The organism is Pseudomonas sp. PNPG3, assembly GCF_023093815.1.
Lineage (GTDB): Bacteria > Pseudomonadota > Gammaproteobacteria > Pseudomonadales > Pseudomonadaceae > Aquipseudomonas > Aquipseudomonas asiatica.
Map to the genome: position 1 here is coordinate 22,549 of NZ_JALLKV010000042.1, position 15,990 is coordinate 38,538.

At 62.7% G+C, this 15,990-nt stretch carries 13 protein-coding genes, 4 tRNA genes and 1 pseudogene; 14 read left to right on the plus strand and 4 right to left on the minus strand.

Translation table 11 applies throughout. The features are described from left to right. Window positions 1-4: 4 nt before the first annotated feature. The 3 genes and pseudogenes from MJ643_RS22385 to MJ643_RS22395 form a co-directional block, all read right to left on the minus strand. Window positions 5-484, minus strand: coding sequence for an Lrp/AsnC family transcriptional regulator (locus MJ643_RS22385; protein ID WP_013971869.1), 480 nt, complete (start codon window positions 482-484; stop codon window positions 5-7). A gap of 77 nt (window positions 485-561) precedes the next feature. Then, window positions 562-1,625: pseudogene (locus tag MJ643_RS22390) on the minus strand (ornithine cyclodeaminase). Window positions 1,626-2,073: 448 nt separating this feature from the next. After that, on the minus strand, window positions 2,074-3,834 hold the full coding sequence (locus MJ643_RS22395) for a sigma-54-dependent Fis family transcriptional regulator (RefSeq protein ID WP_013971872.1): 1,761 nt from the start codon (window positions 3,832-3,834) through the stop codon (window positions 2,074-2,076). A gap of 224 nt (window positions 3,835-4,058) precedes the next feature. Between MJ643_RS22395 and MJ643_RS22400 the strand changes: the two genes are divergently transcribed. Genes MJ643_RS22400 through MJ643_RS22425 form a run of 6 tightly spaced genes read left to right on the plus strand, consistent with a single transcriptional unit; the run spans window position 4,059 to window position 9,990 of the window. Further along, on the plus strand, window positions 4,059-5,153 hold the full coding sequence (locus MJ643_RS22400) for an ABC transporter ATP-binding protein (RefSeq protein ID WP_024086619.1): 1,095 nt from the start codon (window positions 4,059-4,061) through the stop codon (window positions 5,151-5,153). Continuing rightward, entirely contained in the window at window positions 5,153-6,262 is a 1,110-nt protein-coding gene (locus tag MJ643_RS22405; RefSeq protein WP_013971874.1) for an ABC transporter ATP-binding protein, read from the plus strand. Before MJ643_RS22400 ends, MJ643_RS22405 begins: the two co-directional genes overlap by 1 nt. Beyond that, on the plus strand, window positions 6,259-7,122 hold the full coding sequence (locus MJ643_RS22410) for a sugar ABC transporter permease (protein WP_013971875.1): 864 nt from the start codon (window positions 6,259-6,261) through the stop codon (window positions 7,120-7,122). The genes MJ643_RS22405 and MJ643_RS22410 overlap by 4 nt, the downstream gene beginning before the upstream one ends. A 3-nt stretch (window positions 7,123-7,125) precedes the next feature. Next, entirely contained in the window at window positions 7,126-7,926 is an 801-nt protein-coding gene (locus MJ643_RS22415; RefSeq protein WP_013971876.1) for a carbohydrate ABC transporter permease, read from the plus strand. A gap of 12 nt (window positions 7,927-7,938) precedes the next feature. Then, complete coding sequence (locus MJ643_RS22420; protein WP_013971877.1) at window positions 7,939-8,211, plus strand: DUF2160 domain-containing protein; 273 nt, start codon at window positions 7,939-7,941, stop codon at window positions 8,209-8,211. 39 nt (window positions 8,212-8,250) lie between these two features. Further along, entirely contained in the window at window positions 8,251-9,990 is a 1,740-nt protein-coding gene (locus tag MJ643_RS22425) for an ABC transporter substrate-binding protein (protein WP_013971878.1), read from the plus strand. Between the two features lie 186 nt (window positions 9,991-10,176). On the opposite strand, the gene folD is transcribed toward MJ643_RS22425, so the two are convergent. Continuing rightward, the gene (gene folD / locus MJ643_RS22430; protein WP_013971879.1) at window positions 10,177-11,031 is read right to left on the minus strand and encodes a bifunctional methylenetetrahydrofolate dehydrogenase/methenyltetrahydrofolate cyclohydrolase FolD; all 855 of its coding nucleotides are present in this window, start codon (window positions 11,029-11,031) and stop codon (window positions 10,177-10,179) included. A gap of 272 nt (window positions 11,032-11,303) precedes the next feature. Here folD and MJ643_RS22435 point away from each other — a divergent pair. The 8 genes from MJ643_RS22435 to clpX all read left to right on the plus strand — a co-directional run bounded on the left by MJ643_RS22435 (window position 11,304) and on the right by clpX (window position 15,979). Then, a tRNA-Arg gene (locus MJ643_RS22435) sits at window positions 11,304-11,380 on the plus strand. Between the two features lie 42 nt (window positions 11,381-11,422). Then, a tRNA-His gene (locus tag MJ643_RS22440) sits at window positions 11,423-11,498 on the plus strand. A 52-nt stretch (window positions 11,499-11,550) separates the two neighbouring features. Beyond that, window positions 11,551-11,635 (plus strand) — tRNA-Leu (locus tag MJ643_RS22445). 44 nt (window positions 11,636-11,679) lie between these two features. After that, window positions 11,680-11,755: transfer RNA gene (locus MJ643_RS22450), tRNA-His, on the plus strand. 238 nt (window positions 11,756-11,993) lie between these two features. Next, window positions 11,994-12,293, plus strand: a complete 300-nt coding sequence (locus MJ643_RS22455) for a DUF6388 family protein (protein ID WP_038409210.1) — start codon at window positions 11,994-11,996, stop codon at window positions 12,291-12,293. Between the two features lie 247 nt (window positions 12,294-12,540). Beyond that, window positions 12,541-13,854 (plus strand): trigger factor, encoded by a 1,314-nt coding sequence (gene tig, locus MJ643_RS22460; RefSeq protein ID WP_024086620.1) that lies wholly within the window; start codon window positions 12,541-12,543, stop codon window positions 13,852-13,854. 91 nt (window positions 13,855-13,945) lie between these two features. Then, entirely contained in the window at window positions 13,946-14,587 is a 642-nt protein-coding gene (clpP, locus tag MJ643_RS22465) for an ATP-dependent Clp endopeptidase proteolytic subunit ClpP (protein WP_003259400.1), read from the plus strand. A gap of 108 nt (window positions 14,588-14,695) precedes the next feature. Further along, window positions 14,696-15,979: an ATP-dependent Clp protease ATP-binding subunit ClpX gene (gene clpX / locus MJ643_RS22470; RefSeq protein ID WP_013971882.1), complete on the plus strand. Its 1,284-nt coding sequence runs from the start codon at window positions 14,696-14,698 to the stop codon at window positions 15,977-15,979. The last annotated feature ends 11 nt before the right edge of the window (window positions 15,980-15,990 follow it).

Genomic DNA, 15,990 nt, shown 5'->3' on the forward strand with positions numbered 1-15,990 from the left:
CGCGTCAGCGGGCCATTGGCTTGACCTCGGCCAGCACCGGGTGCGCCACCAGCTTGTCGATGTGCAGGGCGTCGTCGTTCATCCAGCTTTCGCTGAGCAGCCGGTAGTGTTCCATGTCGTGGCAACGCAGGCGCAGGCTGTAGTCGAAGTGGCCGCTGATCAGCTGGCACTCGTGCACTTCCGGGCAGTTGCGCAGGGTGGCTTCGAAGGCCTTCTGCGCGGCCCGCCCGCTTTGGTTGGACAGGGCGACCAGCACCAGCAGCGACACCCCGGGCGCGACCTTCTGCAGGTCGATGATCGCCCCGTAGCCGCGGATCACGCCACGGCGCTCCAGCTTGCGTACACGCTCCAGGCAGGGGCGCGGGGTGAGGTGGACGAGGCTGGAGAGTTTTTCGAAAGTGATGCGGCCGTCATGGCGCAGGATGTCGATGATCGCTTCGTCGATGCGGTCGAGGGGGGGGGCGTTGGCGTCCTTGGTGTCCATGCGCTTGGGCTTCTTTCAGAAGAGGGCATGGGACAGGTTAGGCGGTAAAGGGGGACGCTGCGCGGCCCCAGCATCTATCAGGCGCAGACAGAACCAGCCTTGGGCACCGCCCGCAACTCCACCACCTGCGGCTGCAACAGCCCATACAAATCCTTCGGATTTTCCAACACCGGCACCAGCCCGATGTCCGTGCCGATACCCAGTGCCTGCGCTGTATCCAGCACATAGCGCAATGCCGAGTAATCCTCCAGGGCAAACCCTACCGAGTCGAACAGCGTCACCTGTTCGGTGCGCTCACGCCCCTTGGCTTCCCCGGCGACCACACGCCAGAACTCGGTCACTGGCGAGTCTGCAGGCATCTGCTGGATCTCGCCTTCCACCCGGCTTTGCGGTTCGTACTCGACGATCACCCGGGCCCGCTCCACAATCGCCCGATGCAGCTCGGTCTTGCCCGGGCAGTCCTCCCCACGGCATTCAGGTGCATGCCCGGCTCGATCATCTCCGGGGTGAGGATGGTGGCGCAGGCCTTGTCGGCGGTTACCGTGGTGACGATATCGGCCCCGCGCACCGCTTTGGCCACGGAGCTGGCGATGCTCAGCTTGAGGCCGGGGCGGTTGGCCAGGTTGGCGACCAGCTTGGCCGAGGCAGCCGGGTCGATGTCATACAGGCGGATTTCATCGATGCCCAGCAGGGCATTGAAGGCGATGGCCTGGAACTCGCTCTGCGAGCCATTGCCGATCAATGCCATGCTGCGGCTGTCTTCGCGCGCCAGGTAGCGGGCGGCCAGGGCCGAGGTGGCGGCGGTGCGAATGGCGGTGGTCAGGGTCATTTCGCTGAGCAGCAACGGTGCACCGGTATCGACGCTGGCCAGGGCGCCAAAGGCCATCACCGTGAGCAGGCCATGGCGAGTATTCTTCGGATGGCCGTTGACGTACTTGAAGGCGTAGCGGCAGGCGTCCGAGATTGGCATCAGCTCGATCACGCCGTCCGCTGAATGGTTGGCCACCCGGGCGCATTTTTCGAAGGCGGGCCAGCGCAGGTAGTCCTGGCGGATGTACTCGGCCATTTCCAGCAGGCACGTGGGCAGGCCTTTGCGGTTGACCAGGCGGGCCAGGTCTTGCACATCGATATAACGGGTCATGAGGGGTCTCCCTGCGGTCGACGCTTCCAGAGTGGGCTCTGGTTTCATTGTGCGGCGGGTGGGGAGGCAAAGCTGGCTGTAATGGGCTGTGGCGGCAGCGGCTTTGGCTGATTTCGCTGCGCTGGCAGCCGAATCGGCTGTGGCTGGGCCGGCCCTATCGCCGGCAAGCCGGCTCCCACAGGGATATCACAGGCCTTGAGAGCGGCGCTGCAGGAGATAGCCCAGCCCTTTGGGCCGCACTGTCGCACAGATAACTGAATTCGCAAGCGATCCTCGTACCCTGTGGGAGCGGCTTTAGCCGCGAAGAATCCAACGCGGTGCATGGCACCGGCTGCGCCGGTGTTCGCGGCTAAAGCCGCTCCCACAGGGTCCCTGCTAATTCAATGAGTTATGTGCAGTTCTATGAGAGCTGGCTTGCCGGCGATGGGGCCAGTACAGGCCAGGGCAATCATCGCTCACGCAGCCGCTTGTACAGCGTGGTGCGGCTGATCCCGAGCCCGCGCGCCACCGCCGAGAGGTTGCCATTGGCTTGTTCCACCAGCTCGCGCAGGTCCGCCTCTTCGGTCGCAATCGGCACAGGCTCAGGCACAGGTACCTGCGCCTCGGCGAGAAAACCCGCAGGCAGGTGTTCCAGGCCAACCGGCTCATTACCCGCCAAGGCCAGCGCCACCTGCAGCACACTCACCAGTTCACGCATATTCCCCGGCCAGGGGTGCCGGTCTAGCAGCTCGATAATGGCCGCAGGCAGCCGCGCAGGCTGCCCGGGGTCACGGTAGCGCGCATGCACCTGCTCGATCAGCTGCCGGCGGTCATTGCGCTCGCGCAGCGGCGGCAAAACCACTGCCAGCCCGGCGATGCGGTAATACAGGTCCTGGCGAAAGCGCCCGGCGCGCACTTCTTCGGCCAGGTCGCGGTTGCTCGCCGACACCACGCGAATATCCACCGCCACCGGTTTGCCGCTGCCCAATGGCTGGATACTGCGCGTCTGCAGCACGCGCAGCAGGCGGGCCTGGGTGGGCAACGGCATGTCGCCAATTTCGTCGAGGAACAGGATGCCGTGGTGGGCCTTGCGAATTAGCCCCGGGTTGCCCTTCTGATGGGCGCCGGTGAACGCGCCCTTGTCGTAGCCGAACAGCTCCGACTCAACCAGCTCTGCGGGGATCGCCGCGCAGTTGACGGCTATGAGCGGCTGGCTGGCGCGGCTGCTGGCCCGGTGCAGGGTATCGACGAATACCTCCTTGCCTACGCCGGTTTCGCCCTGCACCAGCACGGGGATGTCCTTTTCCAGCAGCAGGCCGGCCTGCGCCAGGGCCTTCTCCAGGCGTGGTTCGGCGCTGATGGCGGCGGGGCGGCCGGGGGCCTCGCGCGGCGGCTGCCACTGGCAATGAAAGCGGTTGCGCCCGGTGGCTTGCAGGGCGAAGGGCTGTTGCCGGGGATGGCTGAGCAGTTGTTGCAGGGGCAACTGGAACAGTTGCTCGATGTTCTGCTGCAGCGGGTTGCCCCCGAGCAGGGTGTCGGCCCGGTGATTGGCGGCCAGCACCTGCCCCTGCTCATCGAACACCAGCAGGCCGGCCCAGGGGCTGTCGAGGTTGTCGGAGGCGCTGTTGAAGATCAATTGCGCATGCTGGTCGGCATGCTCGGCGAGGATCAGGCGGTTCTCCAGGCTCTGGCCCATCATGCGTACCAGGCCCAAGGTCTGGCTGGCGGGCAGGTAGCCGTCGCTGGCCACATCGAGCACCCCGACCAGCTGCCGTTCGGCGTCGAACAGCGGCGCGGCGGCGCTGGACATATAGCGGTTCTGGCGCAGGAAGTGCTCGTCCTGGCCCACGTGGATCGCCTCGGCGCAGACCAGCGCGGTGCCCAGCGCATTGGTGCCGACACCGCGCTCGTGCCAGTGGGCCCCGGCGCTGAAACCATGCAGCTGGCGCGGCTCGATGAACCGCCGCGAGCCCCAGCTGTCGAGCAGGCAGCCGCTGGCATCGGCCAGCATCACCAGGTAGCTGGCATTGCCCAGCAGGTGGGCATATTGCGGCAGCACCGCTTCGCGGGTCAGGCGCAGCAGGGCCTGGCGCCGCTCCAGCAGGGCGCTCAGCTCGGCGCGGGTCAGGCAGTCGAAGTCCGGGGCGTGCTGGGGTTGCAGGCCGTGGTCGCGGCAGCGGGCCCAGGAGGCCTGGATCAGTTGGGCATGGGGCGAAGCGGATGCGGCCATGGGCCTGTCCTGTGTGATTGTTGTCATGGGGCCGACCGCTGTTCAGTGTCGTGCACGGTTGTTCAATGTCAAACCGGCAAGTGTTCAGTTGTTCAGTGCTTGTGTTCAGTTGTGAACCTGCGATTGACCGGTGTTGCCGGCCAGGCCCCGGGCCAGACGGTTGCGGCGCATCTGGCACGAAACTGGCTGTGCCCGGCAGACAAAAACCACAAGAAGGCCACGCCATGTCCCTGGTGCTGGAACAGGTCAGCCGCAGCGTCGACAACCAGGCCTGGATCGTCGATGCCTCACTGCGTTTCGAACCCGGCTCGTTCAACGTGCTGCTGGGCCGCACCCTGGCCGGCAAGACCAGCCTGATGCGGCTGATGGCCGGGCTCGATCGCCCGGACCGGGGGCGGGTGCTGATGGATGGCCAGGACGTGACTGGCGTGCCGGTGCGCCAACGCAATGTGTCGATGGTGTATCAGCAGTTCATCAATTACCCGACCCTCAGCGTGTACGAGAACATTGCGTCACCGCTGCGCCAGGCACGCATGGACGAGCCCCAGATTCGCCGACGGGTGCAGGAAACCGCCGAGATGCTGCGCATCGAAGCCTACCTGCAGCGCCTGCCGCTGGAGCTGTCCGGTGGCCAGCAGCAACGCACGGCAATGGCCCGGGCGCTGGTCAAGGATGCCTCGCTGATCCTGTTCGACGAGCCGCTGGTCAACCTCGACTACAAGCTGCGCGAGGGCCTGCGTCAGGAGCTGCGCGAGCTGTTCGCGGCGCGCCACTGCATTGCCGTGTATGCCACCACCGAGCCCAACGAGGCGCTGGCTCTGGGCGGCACCACCACCCTGGTGCATGAGGGCCGTATCGTCCAGAGCGGGCCTACCGCCGAGGTCTACCAGCGCCCGGGCAGCGTGCTAGCTGCCGAGCTGTTTTCCGAGCCGCCGATCAACCTGGTGCCTGGCCGTATCAGCGGCAACGACGTGTGCCTGGCCCAGGCCGTGCACTTCGCCCGCAACGCCGACTTGCAGCCGCTTGCCGAGGGTGACTACCGCTTTGGCGTGCGGCCCAGCCACATCAGCCTGGTGCCGGCGCACGACGACGACCTGGAATTGTCGGTGCTGGTGGAACTGGCCGAGATCAGTGGTTCAGAGACCTTCCTGCATGTACGCAACGAACACTGGCGCATGATCCTGCACCTGCCAGGGGTACACGAATACCAGGTGGACACGCCGATCCGCGTGTTCATCCCCACCCACAAGCTGTTCGTGTTCGACAGTACCGGGGCGCTAGTGCAGGCCCCGGGGCTGCGCCAGGCAAGGAGAGGTTGATGGCCGAGATCCGCCTGCGCCAACTGGCGCACAGCTACAGCCGCCAGCCCGCCAGCGAGGCGGACTATGCCCTGCACGCGCTGGAGCATGTGTGGGAGCAGGGCGGTGCCTACGCCTTGCTCGGGCCGTCGGGCTGCGGCAAGTCGACCTTGCTCAACATCATCTCCGGGCTGCTGACTCCTTCCCACGGCGAGGTGCTGTTCGACGGCAAGCCGGTCAACCAGCTGTCACCGCAGGCGCGCAACATTGCCCAGGTGTTCCAGTTCCCGGTGGTTTACGACACCATGACGGTGTTCGACAACCTGGCGTTTCCCTTGCGCAACCAAGGGTTGGACGAAGCCCGGGTGCAGGCCCGGGTGGAAGAGATTGCCGAGGTGCTCGACCTGTCGGCCGTGCTGCGCAAGAAGGCGCGCAACCTCAGTGCCGACGAAAAGCAGAAGGTCTCCATGGGCCGTGGCCTGGTGCGCGATGACGTGTCGGCGATCCTGTTCGACGAGCCGCTGACGGTGATCGACCCGCACCTGAAGTGGAAGCTGCGGCGCAAGCTCAAGCAGATCCACGAGCAGTTCAACATCACCATGATCTACGTCACCCACGACCAGTTGGAGGCCTCGACGTTCGCCGACAAGATCGCGGTGATGCACGGCGGGCGCATCGTCCAGTTCGGCACCCCGCGCGAACTGTTCGAGCGGCCGCGGCATACCTTCGTCGGTTACTTCATCGGCAGCCCGGGGATGAACCTGATCGAGGTGCGCGCCGAAGCGGACGGGGTGGCGTTCGGCGATATTCACCTGGTGCTGCCCGGGCAAATGCGAGAGCACCTGCGAGAGCGCCTGGCGGTCACAGGCGGTGGTCGCCTGCAGCTGGGCATCCGCCCGGAATTCGTGCAGCTGTGGGAGAGCCCGTTCGATGATGCCTACCCGGCACGGGTGCTGGACGTCGAGGACCTGGGCACCTACCGCATCGTCACCCTCGAGCTGGGAGGTGTCGCGCTCAAGGCGCGCCTGGGCGAGGACCGTCCGCTGCCGGTGGCCCAGGCCTGGGTCAGCCTGCCGGCGCAGTGGCTGATGCTGTACCTCGACGATGTGCTGCTGGAGGCCGGGCCATGAACAAGGTGCCGAACAACAAGGCCTGGTGGCTGGTGCTGCCGGTGTTCCTGCTGGTGGCATTCAGTGCGGTGGTGCCGATGATGACGGTGGTCAACTACTCGGTGCAGGACATCTTCGACCAGTCCAACCGCTACTTCGTCGGCGCCGACTGGTACCGTCAGGTGCTGCGCGACCCGGCGCTGCACGATGCGCTGCTGCGTCAGTTCATCTATTCCGCCTGCGTGCTACTGATCGAGATCCCGCTGGGCATCGCCATTGCCCTGACCATGCCGACCAAGGGGCGCATGGCCTCGGTGTGCCTGATCGTCATGGCCATCCCGTTGCTGATCCCTTGGAACGTGGTCGGCACCATCTGGCAGATTTTCGGCCGGGCCGACATCGGCCTGCTCGGCGCCACCCTGGCCAAGCTCGGGGTCAGCTACAACTACGCTGGCGACCCGTTCGACGCTTGGCTGACCGTGCTGGTGATGGACGTGTGGCACTGGACATCGCTGGTGGCGTTGCTCTGTTACTCGGGGCTGCGCGCCATCCCCGACGTGTACTACCAGGCCGCTCGCATCGACCGTGCCTCGGGCTGGGCGGTGTTTCGCCATATCCAGTTGCCCAAGCTGAAGAACGTGCTGCTGATCGCGGTGATGCTGCGCTTCATGGACAGCTTCATGATCTACACCGAGCCCTTCGTGCTGACCGGTGGCGGGCCCGGCAATGCCACCACCTTCCTCAGCCAGACCCTCACGCGCATGGCCGTGGGGCAGTTCGACCTGGGCCCGGCGGCGGCGTTCTCGCTGGTGTACTTCCTGATCATCCTGCTGGTTTCCTGGCTGTTCTACACAGCCATGACCCATGCCGACAAGGACTAGGCCATGAGCACGCGCAAATCGCTGGCCCTGCTGCTGTACTTCTTCTTCCTGCTGGTGCCGATCTACTGGCTGCTGAACATGTCGTTCAAGAGCAACACCGAGATACTCGGCGGCCTGACCCTGTGGCCACAGGCGTTCACCCTCGACAACTACCGGGTGATCTTCACCGATGCCAGCTGGTACAGCGGCTACATCAATTCGCTGTACTACGTGTGCCTGAACACGCTGATTTCGCTGCTGGTGGCGCTGCCAGCGGCATATGCCTTCTCGCGTTACCGCTTCCTCGGTGACCGGCACCTGTTCTTTTGGCTGCTGACCAACCGCATGGCGCCACCGGCGGTGTTCCTGCTGCCGTTCTTCCAGCTGTATTCGTCGATCGGCCTGTTCGATACCCATATCGCCGTGGCCCTGGCCCACTGCCTGTTCAACGTGCCGCTGGCAGTGTGGATCCTCGAGGGGTTCATGTCTGGTGTGCCGAAGGAGATCGACGAAACGGCCTATATCGACGGCTACAGCTTCCCACGCTTCTTCGTGAAGATCTTCATTCCGCTGATTGGCTCCGGCATCGGCGTGACGGCGTTTTTCTGTTTCATGTTCTCCTGGGTGGAGCTGCTGCTGGCGCGCACCCTCACCTCGGTGAATGCCAAGCCGATCGCCGCGGTGATGACCCGTACCGTGTCTGCCTCGGGCATAGATTGGGGGGTACTGGCGGCGGCGGGGGTACTGACCATCTTGCCGGGCATGCTGGTGATCTGGTTCGTGCGCAACCATGTGGCCAAGGGCTTCGCCCTGGGCCGGGTGTGAGGAGGGCAAGGCATGGAGTGGATGGCCTGGACCTTGCCGACGGCGCTGTTCTTCGCCGCCGTCGGCGTGCTGCTGCTGGGCATGACCCTGCTCGAACTGCGCCGCCCCTGCGTGGAGCGACGCGGCTTCCTGCCGCTGGTCACCAGCCGTGGCGACCGTTTGTTCATCGGCCTGCTGGCCAGCGCCTACCTGCATTTGCTGGTGGTTGGCGTCAGCGAGTGGCCATTGTGGGTGGCCTCGCTGCTTTCGCTGGCGTGGCTGGTGGTGGTGCTGCGCTGGGGCTGAGCGAGCGGCCCTGTGGGATAACTGAAACGGGAGATCACAATGTTCGACAACAAGTACAACAGGCGACATTTGACCCTGGCCGCGTTGCTGGTACTGGCCAGCGTGCAGGGCACAGCCTGGGCCGACCAGTACGAGGATGCGGCAAGAAAGTGGCTCGGCAGTGAGTTCAAGCCTTCGACCCTTACCCCTGAACAGCAGTTGGCCGAGTTGAAGTGGTTCATCAAGGCTGCCGAACCGTTCCGTGGCATGAAGATCAACGTGGTGTCGGAAACCATCACCACCCATGAATACGAGTCCAAGGTGCTGGCCAAGGCCTTCAGCGAGATCACCGGTATACAGCTGACCCACGACCTGCTGCAGGAAGGCGACGTGGTGGAAAAGCTGCAGACACAGATGCAGTCGGACAAGAACATCTATGACGGCTGGGTCAACGACTCCGACCTGATCGGTACGCACTTTCGCTACGGCAAGGTGGAATCGATCACCGACCTGATGGCCAACGAAGGCAAGGACTACACCTCGCCGACCCTGGACCTGAAGGACTTCATCGGCATTTCCTTCACCACCGCGCCGGATGGCAAGGTCTACCAACTGCCGGACCAGCAGTTCGCCAACCTCTACTGGTTCCGTGCCGACTGGTTCGAGCGGCCCGAACTGAAGGCCAGGTTCAAGGAAAAATACGGCTACGAACTTGGTGTGCCGGTGAACTGGTCAGCCTACGAGGACATTGCCAGGTTCTTTACCGAAGACGTCAAGGAAATCGACGGTAAACGCGTCTATGGCCACATGGACTACGGCAAGAAAGACCCGTCACTGGGCTGGCGCTTCACCGATGCCTGGTTCTCCATGGCGGGTGGCGGCGACAAAGGTTTGCCTAATGGTCTGCCGGTGGACGAATGGGGCATTCGCGTGGAGGACTGCCACCCGGTGGGGTCCAGCGTGACCCGTGGCGGCGACACCAACGGCCCGGCTGCCGTGTATGCCACGCAGAAATACGTGGACTGGATGCGTGCCTATGCGCCCAAGGAAGCCCAGGGCATGACCTTCTCCGAAGCCGGCCCGGTGCCGGCCCAGGGCAACATCGCCCAGCAGATCTTCTGGTACACCGCGTTTACCGCCGACATGACCAAGCCCGGTCTGCCGGTGGTGAATGCCGACGGCACGCCGAAGTGGCGCATGGCGCCTTCACCGAAGGGGCCGTACTGGGAGGAGGGGATGAAGCTGGGCTACCAGGACACCGGTTCGTGGACCTTCTTCAAGTCCACCCCCGAGAAGCAACGCCTGGCTGCGTGGCTGTATGCCCAGTTCGTCACCTCCAAGACCGTGTCGCTGAAAAAGACCATCGTCGGCCTCACGCCGATTCGCGAATCGGACATCAACTCCCAGGCCATGACCGAGCTGGCGCCCAAGCTGGGCGGGCTGGTGGAGTTCTACCGCAGCCCGGCACGGGTACAGTGGACACCGACCGGCACCAACGTGCCGGACTACCCGCGGTTGGCGCAGCTGTGGTGGAGCCACATCGCCGAAGTGGCCAGTGGCGAGAAGACCCCGCAGGAAGCGCTGGACGGCCTGGCCCGCGATCAGGACCGGATGATGGAGCGCTTGCAGCGGTCCAACGCCCAGGCCACCTGTGCACCGAAGCTGAACCCGGAGAAGGATGCCCAATACTGGTTCGACCAGCCTGGGGCGCCGAAACCGAAACTGGCCAACGAAAAGCCCAAGGGCGAGACAGTCAGCTACAACGAACTGCTGAAGTCGTGGGAGGCGGCCAGGAAGTGATCGGCTGAGTAACGCGCCGGCTTCTTCGCGGGTAAACCCGCTCCCACAGAGATATCGCCATCTTCTGGGACGGCGCGCAACCTGTGGGAGCGGGTTCACCCGCGAAGAGGCCGGTGAAGCCAATGCATTGATCACGGGCAAAAAAAACGGCACCTGCCAGAGGTGCCGTTTTCATATCACGCGGTATTACTTGTGCAGCTCTTCCGCCGCATACAGCGTGTTCTCCAGCAGGCATGCGCGGGTCATCGGCCCGACGCCGCCCGGCACCGGCGTGATCCAGCCGGCGCGCGGCAGGGCGGTCTCGTAGACCACGTCGCCGACCAGCTTGCCGTCTTCCTGGCGGTTGATGCCCACGTCGATAACGATGGCACCTTCCTTGATCCATTCACCCTTGACCAGGCCAGGCTTGCCGGCGGCCACTACCACCAGGTCGGCGCGGCCGACATGGCCGGCGAGGTCCTTGGTGAAGCGGTGGCAGACGGTCACGGTGCAGCCGGCCAGCAGCAGCTCCATGGCCATCGGGCGACCAACGATGTTGGACGCGCCGACGATGACCGCGTTCATGCCGTACAGGTCCTGGCCGGTGCTTTCCAGCAGGGTCATGATGCCCTTCGGTGTGCACGGGCGCAGCAGCGGGATGCGCTGGGCCAGACGACCGATGTTGTACGGGTGGAAGCCATCCACGTCCTTGTCCGGGCGGATGCGCTCGAGCAGCAGCGAGGCGTCCAGGTGCGCCGGCAGCGGCAACTGCAGCAGGATACCGTCGACGGCCGGATCGTCATTGAGGCGGTCGATCAGCTCGGTCAGGGCCTGCTGCGTGGTTTCGCTGGGCAGGTCGAACGCCTGCGAAATGAAGCCGACCTCTTCGCAGTCCTTGCGCTTGTGCGAGACATAGACTTGGGAGGCGGGGTCGGTGCCGACCAGGATCACCGCCAGGCCCGGCGTACGCAGGCCTTGCTGGCGACGCTCCACGACACGTTGAGCGATCTGCTGGCGCAGGCTGGCGGCGATCGCCTTGCCATCGATTAGGTGTGCAGTCATAGACGCGTGATTAACCATCGAGAAGGAAACAATTAAAGAGGGCGCATTCTCGCACGACATGGGCCAAGGGCAAAGGCGGGTGGTCGGGCAAATCCCCTAAGCCCTTAAATAATTTAAATTTTTTTGAGAAAGGTGTTGACGACTTTCAGGCTCGCCTATAAGATTCGCCGCACTTGTCGGGCACAGCCTAGCACTGGTTGGCGAAGTCGGGCAGAATGAGTGGTTTAGCAGTTAGCTGTTAAAGGTCTCGTTCGGTTAGGCTTCAAGCTTAAGCGCCCGTAGCTCAGCTGGATAGAGCATCCGCCTTCTAAGCGGATGGTCGCAGGTTCGAGTCCTGCCGGGTGCGCCATTTAGGCAGCTTTGGCAAGCAAGTAGGCTGTAATGCAATATGGTGGGCGTAGCTCAGTTGGTAGAGCGCTGGATTGTGATTCCAGTTGTCGTGGGTTCGATTCCCATCGTCCACCCCATATTCTTCAAAGGCGCCTCGATAGCATCTGGCGCCTTTGTTTTAAGCGTTACGCGGACGTGGTGAAATTGGTAGACACACTGGATTTAGGTTCCAGCGGCGCAAGCTGTAAGAGTTCGAGTCTCTTCGTCCGCACCATGCATCTGTAAGGTTGTACCGCAACATCGCAAGACCGCAATATGGTGGGCGTAGCTCAGTTGGTAGAGCGCTGGATTGTGATTCCAGTTGTCGTGGGTTCGATTCCCATCGTCCACCCCATATTTCTTCGAAGGCGCCTTGATCGTGAGATCGGGCGCCTTTTTGTTTTTGCTCTGTGTGTATGGTTTGAAGGTTCTAGCGCCTGTGAGATCGAGCGGCGCTGACAATTTCATGGCGAATCACCTCTCGGTCAAATCGCATCCCGGCCCTTGCAATCCTCTGGTGACACCCCAATAAAAGCTGTTAGATTTCAGCCGGTTGAAACGCCGGCCCATTTGGCCGGCAGAGGAACAGCCCGATGATCGCAAAAGAAGCCCGTCAGGCACTGGCGCTACAGCGCTTTGCCGAGGCCAACCCGCAGCTGCTAGAAGAGATGCGTGAGCTGGATGCGCGCGAGCAGGCCCAGCAGATCGAGTGGGCGTTCGAGGATGCGGCCGAGGAGCAGGGTATCCAGCCTTGGGAGTTGGCCCTGCAACTGATCGCCGAAACCCCCGAGCAACTGCAGGCCATGCGCCTGGAGACGCACCGTGAGGTGGCCGAGGCGCTGGGGATGGAGTGGGAGGAGTACTGCAAGTTCAACGAAATCGAACCTGAATAAAGGAAGCGAATTCGTTGGTGGCAGTTGTTTGACAAGGTATTTCGGCTGCAGGTCGCCTGGTGGCGTCGTGCGGCCCCATTGAAGCAGGCCCGGCGCTATGTCGTGCGGGCCGTGAAAGTTAATCGACCGGCGTGGTTTCCCGTCGTCCCGAGTGGGGTGACTTCTGCTGCGCGACTCACTAGAATGCTTGCCCTTGATTCTGGAGTCGGGCTAACGCCGGCTAACGTCTGTGCAACGAGGAATATCCATGCAAGTTTCTGTTGAAAACACTTCCGCTCTCGAGCGTCGCATGACCATCGCCGTTCCGGCCGAGCGCGTCGAGAACGAAGTCAACAAGCGTCTGCAACAGACTGCCAAGCGCGCCAAGGTTGCCGGCTTCCGCCCAGGCAAAGTGCCGATGAGCGTGATTCGTCAGCGTTTCGAAGCCGATGCCCGTCAAGAGGCGTTCGGTGACCTCGTCCAGGCTTCCTTCTACGAAGCCATCGTCGAGCAGAAGCTGAACCCGGCTGGCGCCCCTGCGGTAGAGCCGAAGTCCTTCGAAAAGGGCAAGGACCTGGAGTTCGTCGCCATCTTCGAAGTGTTCCCGGAGTTCACCGTTGGCGGCCTCGAGTCGATCAACGTCGAGCGCCTGAGCGCCGAAGTGGCTGATGCCGACCTGGACAATATGCTGGAAGTGCTGCGCAAGCAGAACACCCGCTTCGAGGCCGTCGAGCGCGCCGCGCAGAACGACGACCAGGTCAACATCGACTTCGTCGGCAAGGTCGACGGTGAAGTGTTCGCCGGTGGTTCGGCCAAGGGCACCCAGCTGGTACTGGGCTCCGGCCGCATGATCCCAGGCTTCGAAGACGGCCTGGTTGGCGCCAAGGCTGGCGAAGAGCGCGTTGTGAACGTGACCTTCCCAGAGGACTACCAGAACCTGGACCTGGCTGGCAAAGCCGCCGAGTTCACCATCACCGTCAACAGCGTTGCCGCTCCTGTGCTGCCAGAGCTGAACGAAGAGTTCTTCGCCCAGTTCGGCATCAAGGAATCGACCCTGGAAGGCTTCCGCACCGAAGTTCGCAAGAACATGGAGCGTGAACTGCGCCAGGCCATCAAGGCCAAGGTGAAGAACCAGGTCATGGACGGTCTGCTGGCTGCCAACCCGATCGAAGTGCCGAAAGCCCTGCTGGAAAACGAAGTCAACCGTCTGCGCGTGCAGGCTGTTCAGCAGTTCGGTGGCAACATCAAGCCTGAGCAACTGCCGGCCGAGCTGTTCGAAGAACAAGCCAAGCGCCGTGTGGTCCTGGGCCTGATCGTGGCCGAAGTGGTCAAGCAGTTCGAGCTGAAGCCGGACGAAGGCAAGGTTCGCGAAATGATCGAAGAAATGGCTTCGGCTTACCAAGAGCCTGAGCAGGTCATCGCCTGGTACTACAAGAACGACCAGCAACTGAACGAAGTCCGTTCGGTTGTGCTGGAAGAACAAGTTGTAGATACTGTTCTGCAGAAAGCGACTGTGACCGACAAGTCGGTCTCGTACGAAGATGCCGTTAAACCAGCACAGGCTCCAGCCGCCGCTGAGTAACAGGCTTCTCTCGTAGGAAACCCCCACAAGCCAGCCTTCGAGCTGGCTTGTGCGTATTCAAGCCATGACTATTTGGGAGTGAGCGCAGGACATGTCCCGCAATTCTTATATTCAGCAGAGCTCTGACATCCAGGCCGCAGGCGGTCTGGTCCCGATGGTTATCGAGCAGTCCGCCCGTGGCGAACGCGCTTACGACATCTACTCGCGCCTGTTGAAGGAGCGTGTGATCTTCCTGGTTGGCCCGGTAGAGGACTACATGGCCAACCTCGTCGTTGCGCAACTGCTGTTCCTTGAAGCGGAAAACCCGGACAAGGATATCCATCTGTACATCAACTCGCCGGGCGGTTCCGTCACCGCCGGCATGTCGATCTACGACACCATGCAGTTCATCAAGCCGGACGTCTCGACCATCTGCATCGGCCAGGCCTGCAGCATGGGCGCCTTCCTGCTGGCTGCTGGTGCCAAGGGCAAGCGTCACTGCCTGCCTAACTCGCGCGTGATGATCCACCAGCCGCTGGGCGGCTTCCAGGGTCAGGCCACCGATATCGAGATCCACGCCCAGGAAATCCTCAATATCAAGGCCCGCCTGAACGAGCTGCTGGCCTACCACACCGGCCAGGATCTCGAGACCATCAAGCGCGACACTGAACGTGACAACTTCATGAGCGCCTCGCGCGCGGCCGAGTACGGCCTGATCGACTCGGTCTACGACAAGCGGCAACTGGCCTCCTGAACCGGGGTGCCAGAGCAGGTAGGCGCGGAAAGCGCCTACCTGCGGACTTGAAAAAGCCCGCAATTGCCTTCATCTTGTGTTGCAAGCCTACCGGATTGGATCGATCGAATGACTGACACCCGTAACGGCGAGGACAGCGGCAAATTGCTTTATTGCTCCTTCTGCGGCAAAAGCCAGCACGAAGTGCGCAAACTGATTGCCGGGCCCTCGGTATTTATCTGCGACGAGTGCGTCGACCTGTGCAACGACATCATCCGTGAGGAGGTGCAGGAAGCCCAGGCCGAGAGCAGCGCGCACAAATTGCCTTCGCCGAAAGAAATCAGCGGTATCCTGGACCAGTACGTCATTGGTCAGGAACGCGCGAAGAAGGTGCTTGCCGTAGCGGTGTACAACCACTACAAGCGCCTGAACCAGCGTGACAAGAAGGGTGACGAAGTCGAACTCGGCAAGAGCAACATCCTGCTCATCGGGCCAACCGGCTCGGGCAAGACCCTGCTCGCCGAAACCCTTGCACGCCTGTTGAACGTACCGTTCACCATTGCTGACGCCACCACCCTGACCGAAGCAGGTTACGTGGGTGAGGACGTCGAGAACATCATCCAGAAGCTGTTGCAGAAGTGCGACTACGACGTGGAAAAGGCCCAGATGGGCATCGTCTACATCGACGAGATCGACAAGATTTCGCGCAAGTCGGACAACCCGTCCATCACCCGTGACGTATCGGGCGAGGGCGTGCAGCAGGCACTGCTGAAGCTGATCGAAGGCACCGTGGCCTCGGTTCCGCCGCAAGGCGGCCGCAAACACCCGCAACAGGAATTCCTGCAGGTCGATACCCGCAACATCCTGTTCATCTGCGGTGGTGCCTTCTCGGGCCTGGAAAAGGTCATCCAGAACCGTTCCACCAAGGGTGGCATCGGTTTTGGCGCCGAAGTACGCAGCAAGGAAGAGGGCAAGAAGGTTGGCGAGTCCCTGCGTGAGGTCGAGCCGGACGATCTGGTCAAGTTTGGCCTGATCCCGGAATTCGTCGGCCGCCTGCCGGTGCTGGCAACCCTCGACGAGCTGGACGAGGCCGCGCTGATGCAGATCCTCACCGAGCCGAAGAACGCCCTGACCAAGCAGTATGCCAAGCTGTTCGAGATGGAAAACGTCGACCTCGAGTTCCGCAGCGATGCGCTCAAGGCCGTTGCGCGCAAGGCCCTGGAGCGCAAGACCGGCGCCCGTGGCCTGCGTTCGATCCTCGAAGGCGTTTTGCTCGACACCATGTACGAGATTCCTTCGAAGAAGGATGTCAGCAAGGTGGTGATCGACGAGAGCGTCATCGATGGCACTTCGCAGCCGCTGATGATCTACGAAAACAGCGAGCCGCAAGCCAAGGCCGCGCCGGACGCCTGATCCAGGTAATG